This is a genomic window from Rhizobium sp. BK456 (genome assembly GCF_014194045.1).
Taxonomy (GTDB): Bacteria; Pseudomonadota; Alphaproteobacteria; order Rhizobiales; family Rhizobiaceae; genus Rhizobium; species Rhizobium redzepovicii.
Genome location: NZ_JACIAO010000012.1, coordinates 39378 through 64240, shown reverse-complemented (window position 1 = coordinate 64240; position 24863 = coordinate 39378). Strand labels below are relative to the sequence as shown.

Genomic DNA, 24863 nt, shown 5'->3' with positions numbered 1-24863 from the left:
ATGGAAAAAACCTGGAACAACAAAGCCTGGTTTCTGGTTCTGCCAGTCCTCGTGCTGGTGGCTTTCTCGGCTGTCATTCCCTTGATGACGGTTGTGAACTATTCCGTTCAGGACACTTTCGGAAACAACCAGTTCTTCTGGAACGGAACAGACTGGTTTGTCGAAATCCTGCATTCCGACCGTTTCTGGGCCGCCCTGCAGCGAAACCTGATTTTTTCGTTGATCATTCTCGCGCTTGAGATTCCGCTCGGTATCTTCATTGCGCTCAACATGCCGAAATCAGGTATCGGCGTGCCGGTATGCCTGGTTCTGATGGCACTGCCGCTGTTGATCCCGTGGAATGTGGTCGGCACGATCTGGCAGGTGTTCGGCCGCAACGACATTGGTTTGTTCGGCTATTACGTCAACGCCCTCGGCATCGATTACAACTATGTGCAGGATCCGCTCGACGCCTGGGTGACAATCATCATCATGGATGTCTGGCATTGGACGAGCCTCGTCGTCTTGCTCTGCTATGCCGGCCTCGTTTCCATTCCGGATGCTTTCTATCAGGCAGCCAAAATCGACGGTGCGTCCCGTTGGGCGGTGTTCCGCTATATCCAGCTGCCGAAGATGAAGCGCGTTCTTCTGATCGCCGTGCTGCTGCGTTTCATGGATAGTTTCATGATCTACACCGAGCCTTTTGTCGTCACGGGCGGTGGTCCGGGCAACTCGACCACTTTCCTATCGATCGATCTGGTCAAGACCGCCCTGGGACAGTTTGACCTCGGTCCGGCAGCTGCCATGTCGCTGATCTATTTCCTGATCATCCTGCTGCTTTCGTGGGTGTTCTACACCGTCATGACCAGCCACGACGCGGAGAATTGATATGAGCGCCTCCAACGAAACGACAGCGAGCCGAAACGTCCCAGGCGTTACCAGTGTCGCAAGCGGGCTCTCCGCCGATGAGGTCAGCCGTCTGATGCGCCGGCGCGGCGAAGAATCGCGCTGGTGGTGGCTGGTTCCGACCATCTATATCATCGTGCTGCTGCTGCCGATTTATTGGCTCGTCAACATGAGCTTCAAGACGAATGCGGAAATCGTCAATTCTCTGACGCTTTATCCTCATAACCCGACGATCGCCAATTACGTGACGATCTTCACGGAAAAGGCGTGGTATTCCGGCTATATCAATTCGATCAGCTATGTCGTCATGAACATGGTGATTTCGGTGGCAGCCGCGCTGCCGGCGGCCTATGCCTTCTCCCGATATCGGTTCCTCGGCGACAAGCACCTGTTCTTCTGGTTGCTGACCAACCGGATGGCGCCGCCGGCAGTCTTTGCCCTGCCGTTCTTCCAGCTTTACTCGGCCTTTGGACTGATCGATACGCATATCGCCGTGGCATTGGCGCATTGCCTCTTCAACGTCCCGCTGGCGGTCTGGATCCTTGAAGGCTTCATGTCCGGCGTGCCGAAGGAAATCGACGAGACGGCCTATATCGATGGCTATTCGTTCCCGCGGTTCTTCCTGAAAATCTTCACGCCGCTGATTGCGAGCGGCATCGGTGTCGCCTGCTTCTTCTGCTTCATGTTCTCTTGGGTCGAGTTGCTGATTGCACGCACGCTGACGACGACCGACGCGAAGCCGATCGCCGCCACCATGACCCGCACCGTCTCTGCATCCGGCATGGATTGGGGCCTGCTCGCCGCCGCGGGTGTTCTGACCTTGATCCCAGGGGCGCTGGTGATCTGGTTTGTGCGCAATTACATCGCCAAGGGCTTCGCCCTGGGGAGGGTTTAATGAGCTTTTCGCTTCCCGATTTTTCATGGATGGCATGGACCTGGCCGACGGCCGCTTTCTTCATCGTCATCGTATTGCTGCTGATCGGCATGGGGGTGTGGGAGTATGCCGTGCCGGGCGGCAATCCGCGGATCGGAATCCTGCGCTTCGAGACGACGCGCGGTGACCGACTTTTCCTTTCGCTGCTCGGCAGCGCCTTTATCCATCTTGCCTGGCTTGGTCTCGCGGGATCAAGCCTCTGGTGGGCTCTCGCTCTCTCCGTGGTCTACGCCATCGGCGTATTCCGTTACGTGTGAGGCAAACTGATGCAGACGGCCGGGGATTTTTCTGGTCGCCTGAGACGTGAAGACTGCAATCGCAAACCCTGGGAGGATATTATGCGAAGGCATTTATTGACGACGACAGCAGCGGTACTGCTGGCCATGACCGGGTCGGCCTATGCCGGCATGGACGAGGCAAAGACTTTCCTGGATAAAGAGGTCGGCGACATGTCGACGCTCTCTCGCGCCGACCAGGAAAAGGAAATGCAGTGGTTCGTCGATGCTGCGAAGCCCTTCGCCGGCATGGAGATCAAGGTCGTTTCGGAAACGTTGACCACCCACCAGTATGAGTCCCAGGTTCTGGCTCCGGCCTTTACTGCGATCACCGGGATCAAGGTCACTCACGACGTCATTCAAGAGGGTGACGTTGTCGAGAAGATCCAGACTCAGATGCAGACCGGTCAGAATCTTTATGACGGCTGGGTCAACGACTCCGACTTGATCGGTACGCATTGGCGCTATCAGCAGGTGCGCAACCTGACCGACTGGATGGCCGGCGAAGGCAAGGACGTTACCAACCCCGGCCTCGATATCGACGACTTCATCGGCACCAAGTTCACGACGGCACCGGACAAGAAGCTCTACCAGCTTCCCGACCAGCAGTTCGCCAACCTCTATTGGTTCCGCTACGACTGGTTCAACGACGAGAAGAACAAGGCCGACTTCAAGGCGAAGTACGGCTACGACCTCGGCGTTCCGGTCAACTGGTCGGCCTATGAGGACATTGCCGAATTCTTTACCGGCCGTGACGAGAACGGCAAGAAGGTCTTCGGCCACATGGACTACGGCAAGAAGGACCCGTCGCTCGGCTGGCGCTTCACCGACGCCTGGCTTTCGATGGCCGGCAACGGCGACAAGGGCCTGCCGAACGGTCTTCCGGTCGACGAATGGGGTATCAAGGTCGACGAGAAGTCGCGTCCCGTCGGCTCGTGCGTCGCTCGCGGCGGTGACACCAACGGCCCGGCTTCCGTCTACTCGATCCAGAAATATCTCGATTGGTTGAAGGGCTATGCACCGCCGGAAGCTCAGGGCATGACCTTCTCGGAATCCGGTCCGGTGCCGGCACAGGGTAACGTCGCGCAGCAGATCTTCTGGTACACGGCCTTTACTGCAGACATGGTCAAGCCTGGCCTGCCTGTCATGAACGAAGACGGTACGCCGAAATGGCGCATGGCACCGAGCCCGCATGGCGTTTACTGGAAAGACGGCATGAAGCTCGGCTATCAGGACGTCGGCTCGTGGACGCTGATGAAATCGACCCCGACGGACCGTGCGAAGGCCGCCTGGCTCTATGCACAGTTCGTGACCTCGAAGACGATTGACGTGAAGAAGAGCCAGCTCGGTCTCACCTTCATTCGCGAATCCACCATTCGCGATAAGAGCTTTACGGAGCGTGCTCCGAAGCTCGGCGGTCTGATCGAGTTCTATCGTTCGCCTGCGCGTGTTCAGTGGTCGCCAACCGGCACCAACGTTCCCGATTATCCGAAGCTGGCTCAGCTTTGGTGGCAGGCAATCGGCGATGCGTCTTCCGGTGCGAAGACACCGCAGGAAGCCATGGATTCTCTTTGCGGCGAGCAGGAGAAGGTCATGGGCCGTATCGAGAAATCGGGCGTCCAGGGCGATATCGGCCCGAAACTGGCCGAAGAGCATGATCTCGCTTATTGGAACGCGGATGCGGTGAAGAAGGGCAACCTTGCGCCGCAGCTGAAGATCGAGAACGAGAAGGAAAAGCCGGTCACCGTCAACTACGACGAACTCGTCAAGAGCTGGCAGTCGAAGTAAGGCGGACCTCGGCCGGAGGCAACGAGGCTTCCGGCCGTCACTTCCTGCCACCGGCCACGGCCGGTGGCACCCACAATCTTTCTCTCATGAAATCTCCGCATCCGCCCTCCTTGCCGGGCGGAGCGGTTTCGTGCGAGCCGGAGACGGATATGAGCGGCTATATTCTTTCGATTGACCAGGGCACGACGTCGTCGCGCGCGATCATCTTCGATGGCGGCATGAAAATGGCCGCCTCGGCCCAGGCGGAGATCACCCAATATTACCCGCAGCCCGGTTGGGTGGAGCATGACGCCACTGAGATCTGGCAGTCCGTCGTCGATACGGTGCGCAAGGCGATTGCCGATGCCGGCACGAATGCCGCTGCCATTGCCGCGATCGGCATCACCAACCAGCGCGAGACGGCGGTCGTCTGGGACCGACGGTCGGGCGCGCCGCTTCACCGGGCGATCGTCTGGCAGGACAGGCGCACGGCCGAAATGTGCGAGAGCCTGAAGGCCGACGGATATGAGAAGCTGTTCAGCGCCAAGACCGGCCTGCTGCTCGACCCCTATTTCTCCGGAACCAAACTGCGCTGGCTGCTCGACAATGTCGACGGCCTGCGGGAGAAGGCGGAGGCGGGCGAGGTCTGCTTCGGCACGATCGACAGCTGGCTGATCTACAATCTGACTGATGGTCGTGTGCACGCCACCGATGCGACCAACGCGTCGCGAACCCTCCTTTACAATATCGACGACGGCGTTTGGGACGAGGAGCTGCTTGGCATTCTCGGCATCCCGGCCGTGATGCTTCCCGAAGTCCGGGAATGCGCCGATAATTTCGGCCGTGTCGACAAGGCGCTGTTCGGCGCGGAGCTTCCGATCCTCGGCGTCGCCGGCGACCAGCAGGCGGCGGCCGTGGGCAATGCCTGCTTCGAGCCCGGCATGATGAAATCCACCTATGGCACCGGCTGCTTTGCCCTGCTGAACACCGGCAGGGATCGTGTTTCCTCATCCAACCGGATGCTGACGACGATTGCCTACCGGCTCGACGGCGAGACGACCTATGCACTCGAAGGCTCGATCTTCATCGCCGGCGCCGCCGTGCAATGGCTGCGCGACGGGCTCGGCATCATCGGCCAGGCGTCGGAGGCGGGCGTGCTTGCGGCCAAAGCCGATCCGGGGCAGCAGGTCTATATCGTCCCCGCCTTTACCGGCCTCGGCGCGCCCTACTGGGATCCGGGAGCGCGCGGCGCGATCTTCGGTCTGACGCGAAATAGCGGACCGGCGGAATTTGCCCGCGCCGTGCTCGAATCTGTCGCCTACCAGACACTCGACCTGCTGGTGGCGATGAAGAAGGACTGGGGCGTCAACCAGCTGGAAACCGTGCTGCGCGTCGATGGCGGCATGGCGGCTTCGGATTGGACGATGCAGTGCCTGGCTGACATGACCGGAAATCCCGTCGACCGCTCGGCGATCCGCGAGACGACAGCGCTGGGTGCCGCCTGGCTTGCCGGCTCGAAAGCCGGCATCTGGCCCGGCAGACGGGATTTTGCGCAGGCCTGGGCCTGCGACCGCCGCTTCAGCCCCGCGATGGAAGAGGGCGAACGGCAGGCCAAGATCATCGGCTGGAAGAATGCCGTCTCGCGGATGATTTCGGACGCCTCGGCGGGCTGACACCTGTCCCGTATGGCTTTCTCTTATACGCTGCCGGCGGCTTTCCTGTTGATGAAGCTGAGAGCCAGCACCGCGAAGATCAGCGTTCCCGTGCCGACCTGCTGCCAGTAAAAATTCAGATCGGTCAGCAGCAGCCCGTTGGCGACGATCCCGAGCAGCAGCGCACCGAGAACGGTGCCGGCGACATTCGGCCGTCCGAGCGGGCTGAGCGTCGTGCCGATGAATGTCGCGCCGATGGCGTTCAGCAGGAAGGCATTGCCCGAGGAGGGGATGTAGGTGGTGACGGTCGCGGTCAGGATCAGGCCGGCGATCGCCGCGATCAGCCCGACCAGGATGAAGGTCACCGCGACATGGGCCGGTGCTGCGATGCCGGAATAACGCACGACGCCCGGCTGGATGCCGATCGACAGAATGACGCGGCCAAACCGTGTACGGGCAAAAACGACCGCGACGGCCGCGATGACGACAATGGCAATGGCAAGCGGCGTGGGAAAGCCGCCGATCGCACCGTGGCCGAGGAAGCGGAAGGCTTCCGGCACGCCGTTCGGCGGCAGATAGACCGGATTGCCGCCATTGGTCAGCAATTGCTGGACGCTGCGGCCGATGAACAATGTGCCGAGCGTTGCCAGGAACGGCGACACGCCGATCCCGGAGATCAGAAATGCGTTGAAGGCGCCGACGAACGCTCCGGCCGCCAGCCCCGCGATCGCGGCGATCGCCACCGGCTGTCCGGCAAGCACGAGTGAGACGAAGGCGAAGCTCGCAAAATCCATCGCCGTGCCCACCGAAAGATCGATGCCGCCCGACGCGACCGCGAAGGTCATGGCAATCGAGACGATGACAAGCAGCGTAAAGTTATTGACCAGGATGCTTTGCAGGTTCGCAAGCGTCAGGAATGTCGGCGTTGCCGCGGAAAAGGCGGCAAAGACCGCAATCAGCGCGAGGATCAGCCCATAGCGCAACAGGCCGCCGGTGATAAGGCGCCGCAGGCCTGTCGTTGTGGCGGGGGTAGGGGTCTGGAGCGACATGGTCAGGTCTCCTGCCGGCGCAGCAGCGTGGTCGCGGAAACGACGATGAGAATGAGTACGCCTTGGACGCCGCTGACGAGCGTGCTCGATATGTTCAGCAGCTGGAAGCCGTTGGTGAGGAAGCCGACAAGCAACGCCGAAAGCAGCGTTCCTGTGACCGTCGGAACCAGTCGGCGCGAAAAAACCGCGCCGAGCAGGGCCGTCACGACGACAGGCAGCAGCATCTCGCCGGCACCGGTCGTGCTGCCGCTCAGATAGGCAGCGGACAGGATGCCGGCGATGCCGCCGCAAAGGCCGCTGGCGACGAAGGCGCCGGCGAGCAGGCGGCGAAGCGGCAGGCCGGCGGCACGCGCCGCATCAGGAAATTCACCGACGGCATAAAGATGCAGGCCAAGCGGCGTATATTGCACGATCGCCGCCGCAATGGCCGTGAAGCCGAGGAGCACATAGGCAAGAACCGGTATGCCGAAAGGATCCGAAGCCGAAAGCGCCGATAGGAAGGGCGTCGAGGCCGGCAGGACGGTATTGCCGGTCAGCACCAGTTCCAGGCCGGCGACGATATTCATGACGGCAAGCGTTGCGAGGAGCGGCACAATGCCAGCATAGACGACGGCAATGGCATTGACCGAGCCGATCAGCGCGCCGGTAAGGAGCGATGCCGCGATCGCTGTCGCATCGCCATAGCCAAGTTGCGTCAGGCTGGCATAAACGGCGGCGCTGAGGCCCATATTGGCCGCCAGCGACAGGTCGATGCCGCCGGTGACGACATTGGAGCCGCCGGCGATCAGCACGACCGTCAGTCCGATGGCAAGCACGCCCGAGATGGCCGACTGGCCAAGCACGTTGCCGATATTGCCGATGCTGAGGAAATAGGGCGCGGTCAACGAGAAGATCGCCAGGATGGCGGCAAAAGCGATGAGCGATCCGAAGCGCAAAGTCGCAGCCGCAAGATTGCCGGCCGGCCGGGCCGGCGGCTCAGCAGCGGCAAAACCGGAAGGCGCGAATTCAATTTCAGCCGACATGGCGCTGTCCCTTAGATGATCCCGTCGATTGCGCCAACACGGCATCCGCGCTGGTTTCCGACGAGATGAATTCGCGCGCCACGCGGCCGCGGAAGAGCACGAGGATGCGATCGGTGATGCCGACGAGTTCCGGCAGATCCGAAGACAGCACGATAACGCCGGCGCCGCGCGCCGCGAGTTCGCCAATCAGCCTGTAGATCTCGACCTTGGAGCCGATATCGACTCCAACAGTCGGCTCGTCGAGGAGATAGACCTCGGAGCGGCGGCTCAGCCATTTGGCGATGGCGATCTTCTGCTGGTTGCCGCCCGAGAGCGTTCGCAGCAAAGCATCGCGGCCATTGGTTTTCACCTGGAGCCGCCCAATCAGCGCCTCGACCTCGCTTTGCTCGCGTCTGCGATCGAGAAAGCCGAAACGCGTGAAGCGGGCAAGGCTGGAGAGGCTGATATTTTCCGCGACGCTGAGGTCGAGCGCGACGCCGTGGCGGCGGCGATCTTCCGGTACCAGCGCGATTTCGCGACCGGCTGCCTGCGTTGGATTGGCGAAACGGGCAGGCTTGCCGTTGATTTCGATGCGGCCGGAAACGGGCGTCTCCAGCCCGAAGAGGGTGCGAACCAGCTCCTTTGCGCCGGAGCCGAGCAGGCCGGTGAGGCCGAGCACCTCGCCGCGGCGAAGCGTGAAGCTTATGTCGCTGTATTTTCCCCGCGCCGACAGCTGCTCGACCTTGAGGATCTCCTCACCCGGCGTCACCTCAGGCTTCGGAAACATCTCCTCGATGTCGCGCTCGACCATAAGCCGGGCAATCGCTGCGGCCGACGTGTCCCTGATCGGCAAGGAGGCGACATCAAGCCCGTTGCGCAGCACGGTGACCTGGTCGCAGAGTTCTTCGATTTCGTTCAGATAGTGCGAGATATAGATGATGGTGACGCCTTCGTCGCGCAGCCGGCGGATCAGCCGGAAGAGGATATCGGCCTCGCGGGCCACCAAGGCGGCCGTCGGCTCGTCGAAGATCAGCACCTTCGGCTGATTGAGGAGAGCGCGGGTGATTTGCACGATCTGCTTTTCGGCGGTCGACAATTCGCCGATCAGGGTGCCGTTCGGTAGACGGAGACCGAAATATTCGTTGAGAATATCGGATGCGCGTCGTTGCATCAGACGCCGGTCGAGGAAGGGCGTGCCTGATATCCGCGGTTCCCGGCCGAGGAAGAGGGTTTCGCCGACGGTGAATGTCGGCACCAGCAGCCGGTCCTGGTGAATGAAGTGGATGCCGAGTTCTTCGGCAAGATGCGGCGTCAGCCTGTCGAATATCTGCCCTTCGATTTCGATCCGGCCGTCATCGGGCTGGTGAAGGCCGGCCAGCAGCTTGATCAGCGTCGATTTGCCGGCGCCGTTCTGGCCGACGAGACCGTGAATGGTGCCGCGCCTGACGATCAGCGACGCACCGGCCAGCGCCTGCGCGCCCCCGAATCGTTTGACGATGCCTTCGAAGCGGATGATGTCGTCGCTCGCCGTCACCGGCTGCTTCAAGGAAATGGCCGTCATACGATTTCTCCGGTCATCCTGCCGGGGCGATCCAGCGAGGCTGGATCGCCCATCAGACAAGCTCAGCCGATGCCGAGTTTCTTGGTGACTTCGCCGACATTGGCCTTGTTGGCGATGAGCGCCGGAACATAGGTCTCGCGCGGCAGGGTCTGGCCGGCGAGCAGCTTGGCGATGTTGCGGATGGCGGTGCGTCCGATTTCCGCCGGCTGCTGGGCGACATCGGCGCCGGCCGGCGAATTCGGATCGGCGACAAGCTGCAGAACCTCGGGGCTGCCATCGACGCCGTAGGTACGAATCTCGGTCCGCCCGGCCGCCGCCAAAGCCTGGGTTGCGCCAAGCTGCGGAATATCCCAGGCCGACCAAATCGCCTTGATCGAACCCTTTTCCGGATATTTGTTAAGGATTGCGGTGATCTGGGTGAAGGCGTCCTGCACGGTGTTCGGGATGACGTCGCGCAGTTCCGGCTGGAGGATTTTCACCTTCGGGAAATATTTGACGACATTGACCAGCTGGTCATAGCGGATCGCGCAGGGAGTGACGCCGTAGAAACCGTTGAAGACGACGATATTGCCTTCGCCGCCGATATCGGAGACGAGCTGCAGCGCCAGGTCCTTGCCGATGCCCCAGTTGTCGGAGGTGGTATTGTTGATCGAGTTGGTCGAGCCGACGTCGACGGTCAGAACCGGGATACCGGCGTCACGCGCCTTCTTCAGCCAGGGGTCGATAACGCTGAGCGTGCCGAGGATTTGAACGATCGCATCCGGCTTCTGGGCGATCAGCGTCTGCAACTGCGACACCAGCTTGCCGTCATTGCGCCCGGCATCGACGGCGATCGGCTCGCCGCCGAGGCGTTTTACCTCTTCGATCTGGGCATTATAGGCCTGCAGGTCGAAGAAATGATCGGTGCCGGTCGCGCTGATGGCGATGCGCTTGCCTTTCAGCGACAGCTCTTCGTCTGCTGCCAAAACCGCCTTCTGCCCGACCAGCGAAGCGCCGGCGACGGCGACCCCGGCCGCCGCGGACAGTTTCAACAGGTCTCGTCTTCCGAATCGGCTTCCGGACTTTTCAATGCTCATGACCACTCTCTCCGATTAAATAATTTCTATAAATTAAGTAGACTAATGGAAATGAGGAGAAAGGAATTTCCAAAAAGTCGCTCTCTAAGAAAAAGAGTGAGCGGACGGCATACTTTTCCTGGCCGGGTTTGCCGCAACGATTGATGGTGCGGGACATGGGATAATGGCGGCGACGAACGTCGCCGGAAAATGGACGCTTTCGCGTGAGGGAAGGCCTCCCGTGCCCGGACGGCCTTGTTCAAGCTATTCGTCAAGCGTCTCGCCGAGTTCGGAAAAGTCGATGCCGTGGGTGTCGAACCACCAGTCGGGACTCATCTCGGCGTGACGGTCACGCAGGCGCAGATATTTTGCGCGTAGCCGCTTCTGGCGTTCGACCTCTTCGGTGAGCGTGCCGCCGATCTTGTGGATGCGGCGGAGCAGCTTTCGCAGGACGTATCCCTGCTCCTTGTTGCCCGGCCGGTAGCCGCGTTGCACGATCGTGCATCGTCTTGCTGCGTCCCGTTGACGATCAAGTTGAGACGTTCGGCGCCAAAGCCGACGTCGATGCAGGTTCCGAGCGGATTGACGATGTCCGGTCTCGACGCCATGCTTGTAGAACTCGGTGCAGTATCCGCTGATGCTGCCATCGCTCCAGGTGCATTCCGGATCTGCAACGATGGCCACACCTCCGCGATAGAGCGGCGTCCATTCCATCAGGCGATCGGGATGGATCGTGACATGATCCGGCACGAGCCCCAGCGTTCCCAGAAATTCGAGCCAGAAATCGATGGCGTTGCCGACGGTCATTTCCCTGAAGGAGAAAAGGCCGAGCATGGTGAAGTGCAGAAGATGCGTTCCATCGCCGATCTCGTCGAGTCGCCCATGCGCAGGCAGGCCTGGCTGTTTGCGACAGTTCCAATGTAGGAAGGATCGGAGAAGAGGGGTTTATATTGCTGCATGCCGGCGCTGCAGAAGAGCGTGGTGTTCTCATGCGGCCGTACGGATGCGATGCGTGTGAAATCGATGCCCTTGGAGAGGCAGAAGTCTCCATGGTGCTGGATCAAGCGTCCCGCGGTGACATAGGCAGCCTCCTTCGTTTTTCGTGTGCCTTCCGGGAAGATAGCGATCTCCCGCACGCGCGGCAATCCGTCTCCATCGGCAACTCGGCAAATCACGGTCTTGATCATTGGGCCACTTGAGACTAAATGTAACCTCAAGTGAAAAGGAGCCATTGTCATGATGGGATTTGCTGCCGTTGCCGATGTTCTCGGGCTACCCTCCAGGGAGCCGGCGTCGCGCTCGGCCTTCGGCCTGCTCTCCAGCATCGAGGCGGGATTGCCGGTCAAGGCGCTAGACCGCATGGCGCTGCTTCTGGCGCCTGATGACACCCAGTTCAAATACAAGCTCGTTCCCAAGGCCACTTATGAGCGGCGCAAGTCCAAGCATCGGCTCTCCTCCGACGAGGGCATAAGGCTTGCCCGTCTCGCGCGGGTGTGGGGGCTGGCGCTCGATGTCTGGCAGACCGAGGCGGAGGCGCGGGATTTCCTGTTTCGCCCGCATGCGATGCTGGAGGACAGGCGGCCGATCGATGTCGTCATCCAGAGCGAGATCGGCGGCGAGCTCGTGCTCGATATCCTTGGAAGCCTGAAATACGGCAGCGCTGCGTGAGCGCACAGCTTCTTGACCGCACGCTGACATCCGTCCGCATCGGCGATCCCAACGGAACCTACCCTATCTTCGATGCCACCGGCTCGACTATCGCGCCGGGACGGTGGAACACCTCGGGCAGCCCGATCATCTATACGAGCGAGCACTATTCGACGGCGCTGCTCGAAAAGCTCGTCCATGGCAGCGGTAGGCTGCCGCCCAACCAGCACCATGTCACGATCACCATGCCGCGCGGGCTCAGCTACGAGGTCTTGTCAGAGCCGGCGCTGCCTGGCTGGGACAGTATGCCGGCTTCTGTCAGCAAGGCTTTCGGCGAAAAGTGGTGCCAGGAGAAGCGCAGCGCCATCCTGCTGGTGCCAAGCGTCGTCGCCCGCGTCGACCGGAACGTGCTGATCAATCCGGCCCACCCGGAATTCCGATCGATCACGGTCAGCCTCCACCAACCCGTTTTCTGGGATCGCCGTCTGTTCGGCATGTGATGGGGTGTCGGTCGCAATCGCGCCCTTCCGCGCCGTCACCCTTTACAATGTTGGGATCACACCGTCTGCCGCGGAGCGCGCGCCATTAGTCGGGCATAGGCGATGGCCGAGAGCATGTTGACGTGGTTGGCTTTTCCCGTGCCGGCGATGTCGAAGGCGGTGCCGTGATCGACCGAGACGCGATCGATTGGCAGGCCGAGCGAGACGTTGACCGCCGTCTCGAAGGCCACGAGCTTGATCGGGATGTGGCCCTGATCGTGATATTGGGCAATGACGAGATCGAAGGCGCCGTTATAGGCGCGGGCGAACACCGTATCGGCGGAGATCGGGCCGACGACGTCAATGCCTTTAGCCTGCGCCTGCTCGACGGCGGGTGCCAGGAATTCCATGTCTTCGGTGCCGAAGAGGCCGTTTTCGCCGCAATGCGGATTAAGGCCGGCAACGGCGATGCGCGCCTTCCTGCCGAGACGAAGGAAATGCCCGTGGCCGGCTTCGATGGTGGCGAGAACCCGTTCGGTCTTGGCGCGTTCAATTGCGCCTTTCAGCGAGATATGGGTCGACACATGGATGGTGTTCAGCCGTTCGGAGGCAAGCAGCATGAAGGAGCTCTTCGAACCGGTGAGATGGGCGAGAAGCCCGGTGTGGCCGTCATGGTGGTGGCCGGCCAGATTCATCGCCTCCTTGTTGATCGGGGCGGTGACGATGACATCGGCCTGACCTGACATGGCGAGATCGACGGCGCGGGTGATATAGCGCACCGATGCGTCGCCGGCGACGGGGCTCACCTTGCCGATCTCCGGCAGGGCCGCGCCGAGCGCAACTTCATCGACGGCAACCCTGTCATTGCCGCCGGCATCTGCAGGCCGGAATGTCAGCCCGGTGCCGCTGACGCGGTTGGCGCGCTCCAGCGCTTCGACATTGCCGACGATGACGAAATCGCGGCGCTCTTGGCTCGGAAGGGCCGCCAAGGCCTTGACGATCACCTCCGGACCGACGCCGGCGGGATCGCCGAGCGTCACTGCGACTTTCGCATTCCTGTCCATCGTCAAAACCCCTTCTAGAACGCGGCTGTGTAAATCGAGCGAATGTCGGCGCGCGTGAGATCGCGCGGATTGTTGTCGAGCAGGCGGCGGATGGCAAAGGCATCGTCGGCCATGGCGTCGAGGTCGCTTTCCGGAACGCCGAGGGCGGAAAGTTTCATCTCGATGCCGAGCTCGGCGCAGAAAGCGTAGGCCGCATCGAAGACGGATGCGATGTTGTCAGAGGTCTGGCACCCAAGCGCCTCCATCACCGCTTTCGTCTTCTCAGGCGCAGACGGCGTGTTGAAGGCAAGCACATGCGGGAAGATCAGCGCATTCGCCGCGCCATGCGCCACATGCCAACGCGTGCCGAGTGGATAGGCGAGCGCATGGCCGCCGGCAGTGTTGACCGGGCCGAGACAGAAGCCGCCGTAAAGCGAGGCGAGCGACAAGCCGGCGCGCGCTTCGGCGTCGTTGCCATCCTTGACGGCGCGGGCGAGATATTTGCCGACCAGCCGCGTTCCCTCGATCGCATAGATATCGACCATCGGGTGGGCCTTGCGGTTGGTGAAGGCCTCGACGCAGTGAGCCATGGCATCGACGCCGGTGGCAGCCGTGGTGCGCGCCGGCACGGTGAAGGTCAAGGCGGGATCGATGACGGCGATGTCGGCCAGCATGTGCAGGCTTTCGACGGCAAGCTTCGCCATCGTCCTGGGATCGGTGACCAGCGCGCGGATGCCGGCCTCGCTGCCGGTGCCCGAAGTCGTCGGCACCTGGGCGAGCGCTACCTTTCGCGGCCCATGCACCTTGTTCGGGCCGACGACATCATGCAGCGTCTGCGCGGAGCCGGCAAGAACGGCGGCAAGTTTTGCCAGGTCCATGGCGCTGCCGCCGCCGAAGCCGACGATCAGCTCGGCATCGGCGCCGTTCGCCGCCGCGAGCACTTTTTCGAGGTTGGCCGTATCCGGCTCGGGTGTCACTTCAGAGAAGATGGCGACTTGGCCCGTGAGTTCCAGCACGTCGATGCGTGAGGCGTTGAAAGCGTCGGAGATGACAAGCGTGCGCCTATAGCCTTTTTCGGCAGCCCATTTGCCGAGCTTGCCCGCCGTGCCGATGCCGAATTCGATCAGATGCGGCCGAACGATCGTGATCGGCGAATCCAAGCTGGCCATGAACCAGTCCTCCCTGCAAGATCTAGCGGCAACAATGTCGTCGCCCTCTTTATTGTAAAGTTGTAAGATCAATGTCAAGCCGGCATTCCAAGACGCGGAAATTTTTATCGTTAGGCATATGGTCGGCAAACGTTTTCAAGCGGCATTGCTGCGTCATAATATATAGTAATATCAGTTTGTTAAGTATGTCAGGAGATGGAAATACCTTTTTGAGCACGAAGGGCCGGACGGCCATTCGCCGGCGCACCTCTCTTGTCAATTTCCTGGCGCTGAGCCAGTCTCACGCAGGCGGCCCCGCATCCTTTCGCACGCGACCGGATGCAGATTTACAATCTTCCGGCTGCCACGTGGTTCAGGGCGGCGATTGCGGAGCGAGGCGCACATATTTGATGGCGCGCCGGTAGTAGGTGTAGGCGATATGCAGCGCGCCGTCGCTGCCCTCAATGATCGAGGGATAGGAGAATTCGCGGTTCAGCGAATCCTTCGAATTGTTGCTGAGGCAGAAGCCGTCGCCGGTATCGAGATCGACGCGATGCGGAAAACTCTTGCCGCCATCCCTGGAGATCGCAAGGCTGAGCGGCGCCCGCGGAACGCCCCAGACCGCTTTGCGGCCTATATCGGCGACAAGAGTGGCCTCTCCTGTCCCGCCGCCCTCGATTTCGTCATAGAGAGACTGGCGCCGAGCATCCGATGTGCTTGCATTCGAATGGTTATAAACCATTGCAATCGCTCCATCATTCAGGACCGTGGCCTGAATCGAGGAGTTGTTGTTCGGCAGTTCGGTCGGCTCGGGCGCGCTCCACGTTTCGCCGCCATCGGGCGATCGGCTGGAAAGAATGCTCTCGGCGAAACGATTGCGGTAGAAGGCGATCATGTCGTCGCCGTCGAGCGGCAGAATGTTCATGTGCACGGCGCCAATACTGTCTGCAATATCGCGCATCTGCCAACTCGTGCCGCCGTCCCGCGAGATCAGCACCGCTGCGGTGTCGGCATCGCCGCTCCAGCGCTGGCCGTTAAGGCCGACGCAGCGAAAGACCGGAAGCAGCCAGTCGCCCTTGCCATTGACGACGATCTGCTGGCGAACGAATGTGCCGGGGCTGTCGCAGAGGATCTTGACCGGGCCGAAGCTTTTGCCGCCGTCATCCGATAGGCGGCATTTGACAACGGAACCGTCCTGATTGCCCGAGGTTTGCGAGGTATAGAGCAGCCAAGTCTTGCCGTCCGGAGCATTGAAAATCAATGGGTTCTGCTCGGATTTCTCCGGATCGTCGCTCATCTTCTCAGGCTCCGACCAGCGCTCGGAGCCCGGGGCCAGCCGCGACATGTAAATCGAAATATCGCCCATGCCCTCCATCGTCCCGCCGAACCAGACGCAGCTCAGCGTGCCGTCGCGCAGAAAGGCGAGATTTGCCGCGTGGTTCTGGATGCAGGGCGAGGGCAGATAGGCATCGGCACGGCCCGCGACAGAGGGATGAGCGGTGATGACCCCGGTCATCAAATCGGGCACGGCTTCGGAAGGCAGGCCGGTAAAATTCATCGCGGATCTCCTCAAGGCAGCTTGGCATAGCTTTCGGCGAGGGCGGCGTAATCCGCCTCGCTCAGCGGCATCAGCGGCGCGCGGGTGCGCTTCCAGGCGGGATTGCCGGTCTTCAGCCCCACCATTGCCTTGATGGTCGGGATCTGGACGTAGGAATTAGAAAGCGTGCGATAGGCGTTGATGCGCGCCTGCGCCGCCTCGACATCGGCGGCGCGCGCCTCGTCACGGACATGGTCATAGACGGTGCGCAGCGAATCCGCCACCAGATTGGAGGTGGCGGTGATGCAGCCGGCGCCGCCGGCCTTCATCAGCGGCAGCAGCAGCGGATCGGCGCCCGCCAGCACCGAAAAGCTGGGATAGGCGGCGATAATGGCCTGCATGTTATTGAAATCGCCGGCAGATTCCTTGATGCCGACGACCGTTTCCGGAAAGGCCGCAATCAGCCGGCCGATCAGCGGAATGGTGAGCGGAACACCCGAAACCTGCGGGATATGATAGAGAATGACCTGCAGACGCGTGTCGGCGACTTTTTCCAGAACCTGTGAGTAGGCAGCGAAGAGGCCGTCGTCGGAGATGCCCTTGTAATAAAAGGGCGGCAGCATCACCACTTTGGTGACACCGAGCGACAACGCGTGCCGGGTCAGTTCCACGGTTTCCGGAATGGCGACGACGCCGGTGCCGGGCAAAAGCCTGTCTGCTGGAATGCCCGCCTTCACAGCCGCCTCCAATATGGCGCGGCGCTCCGCTCCGGAAAAGGAATTGGCCTCGCCCGTCGTGCCGAGCAGGGCCACGCCGTGACATCCCTCGGCCAACAGTTGCCGGCAATGGTCGATGAAAAGCGCGAGATCCGGCGTATTGTCAGCCGTCAGCGGCGTTGCGGCCGCGCTGAAGACGCCTGTGATCCTGTGATGGCTCATTTTCCCCTCCTTCGGCGTGTTCTATCTCGCCGATCCGTGTTCAACCCGTCCGGCTGCGCATCCGATTGTCATGCATCTGCGATGGAGTGCTAAGAACTTTTCCATTGCAGCACTTTTGTCAAGAAGACAAAATGCATTCATGCCGAATGCAAAAATTATCTCGCTGATATTGCAGTGATATTTTTCGAGTTAAATTTTATTGCAGCAAAAAATGCGATTTTTTGTTGACATATTTACAATAACGAGAGAACGATATGAGACGGATTGTGCTGCGCCTGGCAGGTGCAGGGAGAGCGCTGCCGAATTCACCTGGGAGGGAATTATGTCTTTTGATCCATCTGATAATACCAATCTATCGCGTCGCAACGCACTGAAGCTCGGTCTGGCGGCCGGCGTCGGCCTCACCGTATTCGGGATGAATGCGCGCATCGTGATGGCCGATGAAGGCCAGGTCCTGAAGGTCGCACATCCGGCCTTCGATCAGGACTGGTCGCCGCTGCGCGGCGGCGGCAGAACCTTCCGCTGGAATTCGATCTGGTGGGCGGCGCCGATGTATTTCGACAGCCAGGGCAATATAAAGCCTTACGTCTTCACCAGCTGGGAATCGGCCGACAATACGGTCTGGACCTTCAAAATCGACCCCAAGGCCGTCTTCTCCGACGGCAGCAAGATCACCGCGACCGATGTCAAGGGATCGTGGGAAGTTGCCTCGATGCCGAACACTAAGAGCCAGCGCGCCGACCAGGTGCTGAGCAAGGTCAAGGGCTACGCTGAAATCGCCGCCGGCTCCGGCAAGGAGCTGACCGGTGTCACAACACCTGACGAGGGAACGGTCGTCGTGACGCTGGCTGCGGCCGACCCGATCTTCTTCATGCGTCTGGCAAACCATATCGCGCCGATCACCAAGGCCTCGCAGTCGCGCGGCAGTGACGGCGAGGAGATCATCGACTGGTACAAGCCCGACAGCAAGCCGGTCTTCTCCGGCCCCTTCAAGCTGACGAGCATCGATATCGACGCCGGCAAATTGACCTTCGAGCCGAACGAGAATTTCTTCGGGCCGAAGCCGAAGCTTGCCCGTATCGAGGTCACCTCGATCGAAGACAATGTGACGGCGACATCGCTGATCAAATCCGGCGAGTTCAACGCCCATACCGAACTCGTCACCTCGACGATCATCCAGGATCTTGGCCCGGAATTCTCGGCCGGTCCGCTGATCCCGACCAGCCAGCACTTCTGGTTTAATATCTCGCGCGCACCGATGGACGATCCGAAGGTCCGCCAGGCACTGATCATGGCCGTCGACCGCGACGGCCTGTTCAAGGCGTCCTATCCGGATGGACCGCACAAGAAGGCCGACCAGATCCTCAACTCGGTCCCGGGCGCCGAAAATTCCGGCTTCGAGCCCTTTCCATACGATCCGGCAGCCGCCAAGAAACTGCTTGCCGAATCGAGCTATGGCGGGCCTGAGCGCCTGCCGAAGATCATGTTCGTCGGCGTCTCGGCGCCGGCCATTCAGGCCGCCGCCCAGTTCATCGCCGAGCAGTGGCGCCAGAACCTCGGTATCACTGCGGTCGACATGAAGCCGCAGCAGGACGCCTATGCCGGCCCCGACCAGAACTCGGTCCAGATCTTCCGCGATGACGTCGGCACCCGCGTTCCCGATGCCGTCTCCTACCTGGCGGGCTGCATTGCCTCGACCTCGTCGAACGCGCAGAACAAGCTCGGCGGATACAAGAACGACAAGGTCGACAGCGCCCTTGCCGAGGCGACGACCAAGGCCGCGGACGATCCGCAGCGCATCGCTCTCGCCCAGCAAGCCCAGAAGGCGTTCCGCGACGATTGGGCCTTCATCCCGTGGTATTCTCAGGCGATGTCGCGCTGGGCTACCAAGGAGGTCAAGGGTCTGGACAAGAACCTCGACTGGCAGATCGTCGAGCCGTGGAACATTTCGATCGGCTGAATCGGAACTATCGTTCCTGGCGATAAACGCGCGAAGGCCGCAAGGTCTTCGCGCAAATTTCAAGAAGAGATGCGATCTGTCGGGCGTCGGCCAAAGACGGGAACGCATTGAACAACAGGTGGGAGGTGGCCTTGCTGCGCTACGTGCTAACCCGTTTTGCCATCTGGATTCCATCCGTTCTGGTGGTGATGCTGGCCGTCTACGCGTTGGCCTTCTACGGCGCCGGCGACCCGATCAAGCTGATCTTCCTCCGCGCGCCGGGCGACGTCGCCTACAATCCGCAGCGCATCGAAGCCATCCGCGAAAGTGCGGGCCTCAACCGGCCCTTCATCGAGCAGTTCGGCCTCTACATCTGGAATCTGCTGCATGGTCAGTTCGGCAATTCGCTGACTTCGGGCCGCTCCGTCTGGGCAATGGTCTCGGCCGCAGCGCCAGTTTCGTTCCAGCTTGCCCTCTGTTCCGTCATCCTGACGACCGTGGTCGCCATTCCTCTCGGCATGATCGCGGCGCTGAACCAGAATTCGCGCCTCGATTACGCCATTCTGGGCTCGGCGCTTTTCCTCTGGGCGATCCCGGCCTATGTCGCAGGCCCCTTGCTGATGGTCGGCCTCATCGTGCTGCTGCCGGGTGCGAGCGTGCCCTATGGCTGGGGCGGCATTTTCGATGTGCGCATCCTGCTGCCCCTGCTGGTGCTGTCCTTCCAGCCGATCGCGCTGATCGTGCGCCAGACGCGCGCCGCCGTCATCGAGGTGCTGTCGGAGGATTTCGTCCGCACCGCCCGCGCCAAGGGCGTGCCCGAGATCGTCGTGGCGGTCCGCCACATCCTCCGGCCGGTGCTGACGCCTGTCGTGACGCAGCTCGGCCTGATCATGATCACCATCGTCAACGGCGCGATCTTCGTCGAGCTGGTCTTCGGCCTGCCGGGCCTCGGGCGCCTGACGGTGCAGGCGCTGATCAATTCCGATTATCCCGTCATTCTGGCGATCACGCTGATCGGGTCGTTCCTGGTGATGGTGTCGAACCTTTTGGTCGACGTGCTCTATCCGCTGCTCGATCCACGCGCCAATGATGCAAGAAGGAGCCGCTGACCATGTCCGCAATCCCTCTTTCCACCCCTGAAACCGTCGAGGAACAGCCGGTCAGCCTGTGGCGCGACGCCTGGTATCGGCTGAAGCGCAACAAGCTCGCCGTCTTCGGTCTCGTCATCGTGTTGATCCTCGCTTTCACGGCGATCTTCGGGCCTTACCTGACGCCCTATGACTATCTCGGCCAGGACCTCAACGCTCGCAACGCCCTGCCGTCGATGAGCCATCTCTTCGGAACCGACGATCTCGGCCGCGACGTCTTCAGCCGCGTGGTCTTTGGCACGCGGACCGCTTTCTTCGTCGCGGTCATTGTCACCTTCTTCGCGGTGCTGATCGGTCTCACGCTGGGTGCCGTAGCGGGTTTCTTCGGCAATCCCTTCGACCGCGTCATCATGTGGCTGACTGACGTTACGATGTCGGTTCCCAACCTGCTGCTCGTCGTTGTCATCAACGCCTCGCTGAAATCGCCGATCACCCGTTGGATGGAGGCGCGTTACCTCGAGACCCTCAATCCCTTCTACCGCCAGACGATCTGGGTGGATTTCATCCTCGTCTTCGGGTCGATGGCGCTGATCTCCTGGCCGCCTTACGCGCGCCTGGTGCGCGCCCAGGTGCTGTCGATCCGCAGCCGGCCCTATATCACCGCGGCCCAGGCGCTCGGCCTGTCGAATTGGGTCATCATCAAGCGTTATGTCGTGCCGAATGCGCTCGGGCCGCTGATCGTTTCGGTCAGCGCCGGTCTCGGCACGGCAATGGTGCTGGAAAGCGCCTTCAGCTTCCTCGGTGTCGGCGTCAACCCGCCGACGCCCAGCTGGGGCAATATGATCTCGGACGGCCTTCGCGTCTGGCAGCACTATCCGCATCTTCTTGCCGCTCCGGCGGCCGTGCTCGGCCTTGCCTCGGTTGCCTTCAGCTTCCTCGGCGACGGCCTCAACGACGCGCTCAATCCGCGGGGCAGCAAATGATGGACATGCAAAACAGAGAACGCCTGCTCGATGTCAGGAACCTCACCGTCGAGATCGACGGCCGCGCTGGTCCGGCCGTCGTCGTCGACGGCATCGATCTCCATGTCGACAAGGGAGAGACGCTGGGTGTCGTCGGCGAATCCGGCTGCGGCAAGAGCCTCACCATGCTGAGCCTGATGCGGCTCCTGCCGAACAAGATCAAGGTCACCAATGGAACCGCGACCTTCGACGGCCGCGATCTGCAGACGATGTCGAATGGCGAGTTGCGCAAGGTGCGCGGCGGCGATATCGGCTTCGTCTTCCAAGATCCGATGACCTCGCTCAATCCCGTCATGCGCGTCGGCGACCAGATCTGCGAGCCGCTGATCTATCACTGCAAAATGAAAAAGGCTGAGGCCCGTGCCCGCGCTGTCGAGCTTCTACGGCTCGTCGGCATTCCTGGCCCAGAAGAACGGCTGCAGGCCTTTCCGCACGAACTCTCAGGCGGCATGCGCCAGCGCGTGATGATCGCCATCGGCCTTGCCTGCAATCCCAAACTGCTGATCGCCGATGAGCCGACGACGGCGCTCGACGTCACCATCCAAGCCCAGATCGTCGATCTGGTGAAGGATCTGCGCGCCAAGCTCGGCATGTCGGTCGTCTGGATCACCCACGATCTGGCATTGATTGCCGGCCTCGTCGATCGCGTTGCCGTGCTTTACGCTGGCACGGTCGTCGAGGACGCCCCCGTCGACGAGCTCTATGCCCGGCCAAGCCATCCCTATACGCGCGGCCTGCTCTCCTCGATCCCAAAACTGTCGGACCCGCCGGCAAGCCGGCTGAGCTCGATCGGCGGCACGCCGCCGGAGCCTGGCCGCCGGCCGAAGGGCTGCCCGTTTGCGCCGCGCTGCCCACTCGTCGAGGCGATCTGTCATGAGAAGGTGCCGCGGCTCGAACCCTTGAGCGGCAGTAGTAACCATCGCGCCGCCTGTTTCGTCGTCCAGAGAATGCAGGAGGCCGCGTAATGGCTGCGCAACCGCTGCTTAAGGTTGAAAACCTGGTCAAGCATTTCCACGTCAGGCTCGGCGCCTTCGGCGAACGCTCGGCAACCGTCTATGCGCTCGACAATGTCAACCTCGACATCATGGAGGGCGAGACGCTGAGCCTCGTCGGCGAATCCGGCTGCGGTAAATCGACGACCGGCTTCACCATCCTCAATCTTTACAAGGCGACCAGCGGCAGGGTCGTCTACAAGGGCCAGGATCTCGCGACGCTCGACGAGAAGCAGATGCGGCCGTTCCGCCGCGACCTGCAGATCGTCTTCCAGGATCCCTATTCGACGCTCAATCCGCGCATGACGGTGGGCGAGGCGATCGGCGAGCCGATCCTCTTCCATAAGCTTTGCACCAAGGCCGAGCTGAAGGAGAAGGTGGCGACGCTGCTGACCGATGTCGGCCTGCCCACGCGCTTTGCCCAGCGTTATCCGCACGAGCTTTCCGGCGGCCAGCGCCAGCGCGTCGTCATTGCCCGGGCGCTGGCCTGCCAGCCGAAATTCATCGTCTGCGACGAGGCGATCTCGGCGCTCGACGTATCGATCCAGGCGCAGATTATCAACCTGCTGCTCGATCTGCAGGAGAAGTACGGGCTGACCTATCTGTTCATCGCCCATGACCTTGCGGTGGTGCGCCATATCAGCACCCGCGTCGGCGTCATGTATCTCGGCCGGCTTGCCGAACTTGCGACCCGCGAGGAGCTCTTCGACAATCCACTGCACCCCTATACCAGGGCGCTGCTATCGGCCGTGCCGGAGACCGATCCCGAGCATGAACGTACCCGCCAGCGCCAGATTCTGCAGGGCGACGTGCCGAGCCCGCTCAACCCGCCGTCAGGCTGCCGTTTCCACACGCGCTGCCCGATCGCGATGGAGGTCTGCAGCAAGGTCATCCCTGTCTGGAAGGAAGCCAAGCCCGGCCATCTCGTCGCCTGTCACGCCGTCAATACGGAGCAGATTGCATGACGCTCAAGGCCGCGATCATTGCCGACGATCTGACGGGCGCGCTCGATACCGGCACGCCCTTTATCGCCGCCGGCCTTTCGGTGGCGGTCGCCGTCGATGTCGCGGCGGCCCGGGATGCGATTGCCACCGGCTGCGACGTCGTGGTCATCAACACCGCCTCTCGCGCCCTTGACGAGCGCGAGGCGGCCGAAAGGATCCGACTGGCTGTGGAGATGCTTGGCGGCGCGAAGCCCGGCATCGTCATGAAGAAGATCGATTCCCGGCTGAAGGGCAATGTCGCGGCGGAAAGCCTGACGCTGGCCGCTGCGCTGGGCCTTAAGAACATTCTTGTGGCGCCTGCCATTCCCGATCAGGAGCGCCTGACCTACCGCGGCTGCGTCGTTGGCCGCGGTGTCGACAGGCCGCTGCCGATTGCCGATCTGTTCGCGGGGGCTGACAATATTGTCGTTGCCGATGCCGAAGACGATACCGATCTCGATCAGATCGTCGAGGGTCATGTCTGGCTGACGACGCTTGGCGTCGGTGCGCGCGGCCTCGGTGCGGCGTTCGCCCGCCGGCTCGGCGAAATGGGGCGGCGGCCGGCGACGGAATTTACGGCGAGCCCGCGCACGCTGTTTGCCTTCGGCTCGCGCGATCCGATCACCTCAGCCCAGATGAACCGGCTCGAAGCCTCGGGCGCCTTACGCATGGTGGTGGATGCGCCGAAGGGGCAGATCGAATGCGGGGAGGGCCTGGCGCTGCCGGTGCTGCTGCGCTGCAGCGGCGAGATGGCGGCCGATGCGACGCTTGTCGCCGATGACTTTGCCGCAGGCGTAAAAAGGGTGATCGACGATACTAGGCCCGATATGCTGATGGTCGGCGGCGGTGATACGGCGCTGGCGGTTTTCCGTGCATTGGGGGTGAGGGTGCTTACGCCGAAGGGCGAGATCGAGGCCGGCATTCCCTGGTTCGATGTCACGGCCGCCGACGGCCGGCCTTTTCGGTGCGCCGTCAAGTCGGGGGGCTTCGGTAAGCCGGATAGTTTGTTAAAACTGGTTCTTCGGAATCAGGCGGCATAAGATACCGCCGGGGAGAATGACGTGGTTGAAGTGAATGGCGAATCGTTGAACGCGGAAGCCGGCCCGCCGGGCAAGCCCGAACGCGGCAAGGCCGTCAAGCTGGTCGACCGCGTCTTCGACCAACTGCTCGAGCGTATCCGCGGCGGGAACTATCCGCCGGATTCACGCTTGCCGGGTGAGCATGAACTTGCCTCGATGCTGGGTGTTTCCAGGCCGATCGTGCGCGATGCGCTGGCCCGCTTGCGCGATCAGGGCATGGTCTATGCCCGGCAGGGCGCCGGCACCTTCGTCAGCGCCCATGGCTCGCCGACAACGCAGCTCGCCTATTCGCCGGTCAAGACCATCGCCGACATTCAGCGCTGCTACGAATTCCGCCTGACCATCGAGCCGGCCGCCGCCTATTTCGCCGCCAAGCGCCGCAATGAGCAGGCGATCCAGAAGATCGCCAGCGCCCTTGCCGATCTGCGCGAGGCGACCAGCCACCAGCTCCACCGCACCGATGCCGATTTCATCTTCCACCGCGCGGTGACGGAGGCAGCCAACAATCACTATTACACCGCTTCGATCGATGCGCTTAAGGCTCATATCGCCGTCGGCATGCATCTCCACGGTCTTTCCCTCCTCGGCCCCCGCCAGGGGCTGGAACAGGTCTATGAAGAGCATAACGCCATCTACAAGGCGATCGCCGATGGGCGGGCCGACGACGCGCAAAGGCTGATGAAGGCCCATCTCGAAGGCTCCCGCGACCGTCTGTTCGAGGGTAGGGCGCTCGACCTGTCCTTCTGAACGCACCCAGAGAGCGAAGCGCGCTTATCGTGGTCGGATCGG

At 61.7% G+C, this 24863-nt stretch carries 22 protein-coding genes and 1 pseudogene; 14 read left to right on the top strand and 9 right to left on the bottom strand.

Features of this window, described 5'->3' with window-relative positions:
• The 5 genes from FHX03_RS27855 (at position 1) to glpK (ending at position 5534) form a co-directional block, all read left to right on the top strand.
• Complete coding sequence (locus FHX03_RS27855) at positions 1-867, top strand: carbohydrate ABC transporter permease (protein WP_097627823.1); 867 nt, start codon at positions 1-3, stop codon at positions 865-867.
• 1 nt (position 868) lies between these two features.
• A complete protein-coding gene (locus FHX03_RS27850; RefSeq protein WP_003595819.1) occupies positions 869-1780 on the top strand; it encodes a carbohydrate ABC transporter permease in 912 nt (303 codons plus the stop codon).
• Complete coding sequence (locus FHX03_RS27845) at positions 1780-2076, top strand: DUF2160 domain-containing protein (protein WP_054184982.1); 297 nt, start codon at positions 1780-1782, stop codon at positions 2074-2076. Before FHX03_RS27850 ends, FHX03_RS27845 begins: the two co-directional genes overlap by 1 nt.
• A gap of 81 nt (positions 2077-2157) precedes the next feature.
• Complete coding sequence (locus FHX03_RS27840) at positions 2158-3882, top strand: ABC transporter substrate-binding protein (protein WP_097627822.1); 1725 nt, start codon at positions 2158-2160, stop codon at positions 3880-3882.
• A gap of 149 nt (positions 3883-4031) precedes the next feature.
• Positions 4032-5534: a glycerol kinase GlpK gene (glpK, locus tag FHX03_RS27835; RefSeq protein ID WP_097627821.1), complete on the top strand. Its 1503-nt coding sequence runs from the start codon at positions 4032-4034 to the stop codon at positions 5532-5534.
• Positions 5535-5557: 23 nt separating this feature from the next.
• On the opposite strand, the gene FHX03_RS27830 is transcribed toward glpK, so the two are convergent.
• From FHX03_RS27830 to FHX03_RS27810, 5 genes and pseudogenes are all read right to left on the bottom strand, one after another.
• Entirely contained in the window at positions 5558-6562 is a 1005-nt protein-coding gene (locus tag FHX03_RS27830; protein ID WP_097627820.1) for an ABC transporter permease, read from the bottom strand.
• A 2-nt stretch (positions 6563-6564) separates the two neighbouring features.
• Positions 6565-7584, bottom strand: coding sequence for an ABC transporter permease (locus FHX03_RS27825; RefSeq protein WP_097627819.1), 1020 nt, complete (start codon positions 7582-7584; stop codon positions 6565-6567).
• Entirely contained in the window at positions 7574-9124 is a 1551-nt protein-coding gene (locus tag FHX03_RS27820) for a sugar ABC transporter ATP-binding protein (protein ID WP_097627818.1), read from the bottom strand. The genes FHX03_RS27825 and FHX03_RS27820 overlap by 11 nt, the downstream gene beginning before the upstream one ends.
• Positions 9125-9186: 62 nt before the next feature.
• Complete coding sequence (locus tag FHX03_RS27815; protein ID WP_097627817.1) at positions 9187-10200, bottom strand: sugar ABC transporter substrate-binding protein; 1014 nt, start codon at positions 10198-10200, stop codon at positions 9187-9189.
• A gap of 243 nt (positions 10201-10443) precedes the next feature.
• Positions 10444-11366 (bottom strand): annotated as a pseudogene (locus tag FHX03_RS27810) (alanine--tRNA ligase-related protein).
• A 49-nt stretch (positions 11367-11415) separates the two neighbouring features.
• On the opposite strand from FHX03_RS27810, the gene FHX03_RS27805 reads away from it, so the two are divergent.
• Positions 11416-11847: an antitoxin Xre-like helix-turn-helix domain-containing protein gene (locus FHX03_RS27805; protein WP_097627816.1), complete on the top strand. Its 432-nt coding sequence runs from the start codon at positions 11416-11418 to the stop codon at positions 11845-11847.
• Positions 11844-12326, top strand: a complete 483-nt coding sequence (locus FHX03_RS27800; RefSeq protein ID WP_183856417.1) for an RES family NAD+ phosphorylase — start codon at positions 11844-11846, stop codon at positions 12324-12326. The genes FHX03_RS27805 and FHX03_RS27800 overlap by 4 nt, the downstream gene beginning before the upstream one ends.
• 56 nt (positions 12327-12382) lie before the next feature.
• On the opposite strand, the gene pdxA is transcribed toward FHX03_RS27800, so the two are convergent.
• The 4 genes from pdxA to FHX03_RS27780 form a co-directional block, all read right to left on the bottom strand.
• A complete protein-coding gene (pdxA, locus tag FHX03_RS27795) occupies positions 12383-13369 on the bottom strand; it encodes a 4-hydroxythreonine-4-phosphate dehydrogenase PdxA (protein ID WP_183856415.1) in 987 nt (328 codons plus the stop codon).
• Between the two features lie 14 nt (positions 13370-13383).
• Positions 13384-14517 carry an iron-containing alcohol dehydrogenase gene (locus FHX03_RS27790; protein WP_183856413.1) on the bottom strand — a complete coding sequence of 378 codons (1134 nt, stop codon included), beginning with the start codon at positions 14515-14517 and terminating at the stop codon, positions 13384-13386.
• Positions 14518-14869: 352 nt separating this feature from the next.
• Complete coding sequence (locus tag FHX03_RS27785) at positions 14870-16054, bottom strand: sialidase family protein (protein ID WP_183856411.1); 1185 nt, start codon at positions 16052-16054, stop codon at positions 14870-14872.
• Positions 16055-16065: 11 nt separating this feature from the next.
• On the bottom strand, positions 16066-16971 hold the full coding sequence (locus FHX03_RS27780; RefSeq protein WP_183856410.1) for a dihydrodipicolinate synthase family protein: 906 nt from the start codon (positions 16969-16971) through the stop codon (positions 16066-16068).
• Between the two features lie 322 nt (positions 16972-17293).
• Here FHX03_RS27780 and FHX03_RS27775 point away from each other — a divergent pair, with 322 nt between their 5' ends.
• The 7 genes from FHX03_RS27775 to FHX03_RS27745 all read left to right on the top strand — a co-directional run bounded on the left by FHX03_RS27775 (position 17294) and on the right by FHX03_RS27745 (position 24821).
• Complete coding sequence (locus tag FHX03_RS27775) at positions 17294-18931, top strand: ABC transporter substrate-binding protein (RefSeq protein WP_183856408.1); 1638 nt, start codon at positions 17294-17296, stop codon at positions 18929-18931.
• Between the two features lie 131 nt (positions 18932-19062).
• A complete protein-coding gene (locus FHX03_RS27770; protein ID WP_097627809.1) occupies positions 19063-20019 on the top strand; it encodes an ABC transporter permease in 957 nt (318 codons plus the stop codon).
• A 2-nt stretch (positions 20020-20021) separates the two neighbouring features.
• Entirely contained in the window at positions 20022-20981 is a 960-nt protein-coding gene (locus tag FHX03_RS27765; protein WP_183856406.1) for an ABC transporter permease, read from the top strand.
• Positions 20981-21985: an ABC transporter ATP-binding protein gene (locus FHX03_RS27760; protein WP_409565179.1), complete on the top strand. Its 1005-nt coding sequence runs from the start codon at positions 20981-20983 to the stop codon at positions 21983-21985. Before FHX03_RS27765 ends, FHX03_RS27760 begins: the two co-directional genes overlap by 1 nt.
• Positions 21985-22977 (top strand): ABC transporter ATP-binding protein, encoded by a 993-nt coding sequence (locus FHX03_RS27755; RefSeq protein ID WP_097627807.1) that lies wholly within the window; start codon positions 21985-21987, stop codon positions 22975-22977. Before FHX03_RS27760 ends, FHX03_RS27755 begins: the two co-directional genes overlap by 1 nt.
• Positions 22974-24035: a four-carbon acid sugar kinase family protein gene (locus tag FHX03_RS27750; RefSeq protein ID WP_183856402.1), complete on the top strand. Its 1062-nt coding sequence runs from the start codon at positions 22974-22976 to the stop codon at positions 24033-24035. Before FHX03_RS27755 ends, FHX03_RS27750 begins: the two co-directional genes overlap by 4 nt.
• A 21-nt stretch (positions 24036-24056) precedes the next feature.
• Complete coding sequence (locus FHX03_RS27745) at positions 24057-24821, top strand: FadR/GntR family transcriptional regulator (RefSeq protein WP_116408825.1); 765 nt, start codon at positions 24057-24059, stop codon at positions 24819-24821.
• Positions 24822-24863: the final 42 nt, after the last annotated feature.

Excerpts from the sequence above, each read along its gene's own strand:
- FHX03_RS27765 (WP_183856406.1), top strand. The coding sequence starts at position 20,022 with ATGTCCGCAATCCCTCTTTCCACCCCTGAAACCGTCGAGGAACAGCCG.
- FHX03_RS27755 (WP_097627807.1), top strand. The coding sequence starts at position 21,985 with ATGGCTGCGCAACCGCTGCTTAAGGTTGAAAACCTGGTCAAGCATTTC.
- FHX03_RS27785 (WP_183856411.1), bottom strand. The coding sequence starts at position 16,054 with ATGAATTTTACCGGCCTGCCTTCCGAAGCCGTGCCCGATTTGATGACC.
- FHX03_RS27760 (WP_409565179.1), top strand. The coding sequence starts at position 20,981 with ATGGACATGCAAAACAGAGAACGCCTGCTCGATGTCAGGAACCTCACC.
- FHX03_RS27775 (WP_183856408.1), top strand. The coding sequence starts at position 17,294 with ATGTCTTTTGATCCATCTGATAATACCAATCTATCGCGTCGCAACGCA.
- FHX03_RS27850 (WP_003595819.1), top strand. The coding sequence starts at position 869 with ATGAGCGCCTCCAACGAAACGACAGCGAGCCGAAACGTCCCAGGCGTT.
- FHX03_RS27805 (WP_097627816.1), top strand. The coding sequence starts at position 11,416 with ATGATGGGATTTGCTGCCGTTGCCGATGTTCTCGGGCTACCCTCCAGG.
- pdxA (WP_183856415.1), bottom strand. The coding sequence starts at position 13,369 with ATGGACAGGAATGCGAAAGTCGCAGTGACGCTCGGCGATCCCGCCGGC.
- FHX03_RS27845 (WP_054184982.1), top strand. The coding sequence starts at position 1,780 with ATGAGCTTTTCGCTTCCCGATTTTTCATGGATGGCATGGACCTGGCCG.
- FHX03_RS27790 (WP_183856413.1), bottom strand. The coding sequence starts at position 14,517 with ATGGCCAGCTTGGATTCGCCGATCACGATCGTTCGGCCGCATCTGATC.
- FHX03_RS27855 (WP_097627823.1), top strand. The coding sequence starts at position 1 with ATGGAAAAAACCTGGAACAACAAAGCCTGGTTTCTGGTTCTGCCAGTC.
- FHX03_RS27820 (WP_097627818.1), bottom strand. The coding sequence starts at position 9,124 with ATGACGGCCATTTCCTTGAAGCAGCCGGTGACGGCGAGCGACGACATC.
- FHX03_RS27750 (WP_183856402.1), top strand. The coding sequence starts at position 22,974 with ATGACGCTCAAGGCCGCGATCATTGCCGACGATCTGACGGGCGCGCTC.
- FHX03_RS27830 (WP_097627820.1), bottom strand. The coding sequence starts at position 6,562 with ATGTCGCTCCAGACCCCTACCCCCGCCACAACGACAGGCCTGCGGCGC.
- FHX03_RS27840 (WP_097627822.1), top strand. The coding sequence starts at position 2,158 with ATGCGAAGGCATTTATTGACGACGACAGCAGCGGTACTGCTGGCCATG.
- FHX03_RS27825 (WP_097627819.1), bottom strand. The coding sequence starts at position 7,584 with ATGTCGGCTGAAATTGAATTCGCGCCTTCCGGTTTTGCCGCTGCTGAG.
- FHX03_RS27780 (WP_183856410.1), bottom strand. The coding sequence starts at position 16,971 with ATGAGCCATCACAGGATCACAGGCGTCTTCAGCGCGGCCGCAACGCCG.
- FHX03_RS27815 (WP_097627817.1), bottom strand. The coding sequence starts at position 10,200 with ATGAGCATTGAAAAGTCCGGAAGCCGATTCGGAAGACGAGACCTGTTG.
- glpK (WP_097627821.1), top strand. The coding sequence starts at position 4,032 with ATGAGCGGCTATATTCTTTCGATTGACCAGGGCACGACGTCGTCGCGC.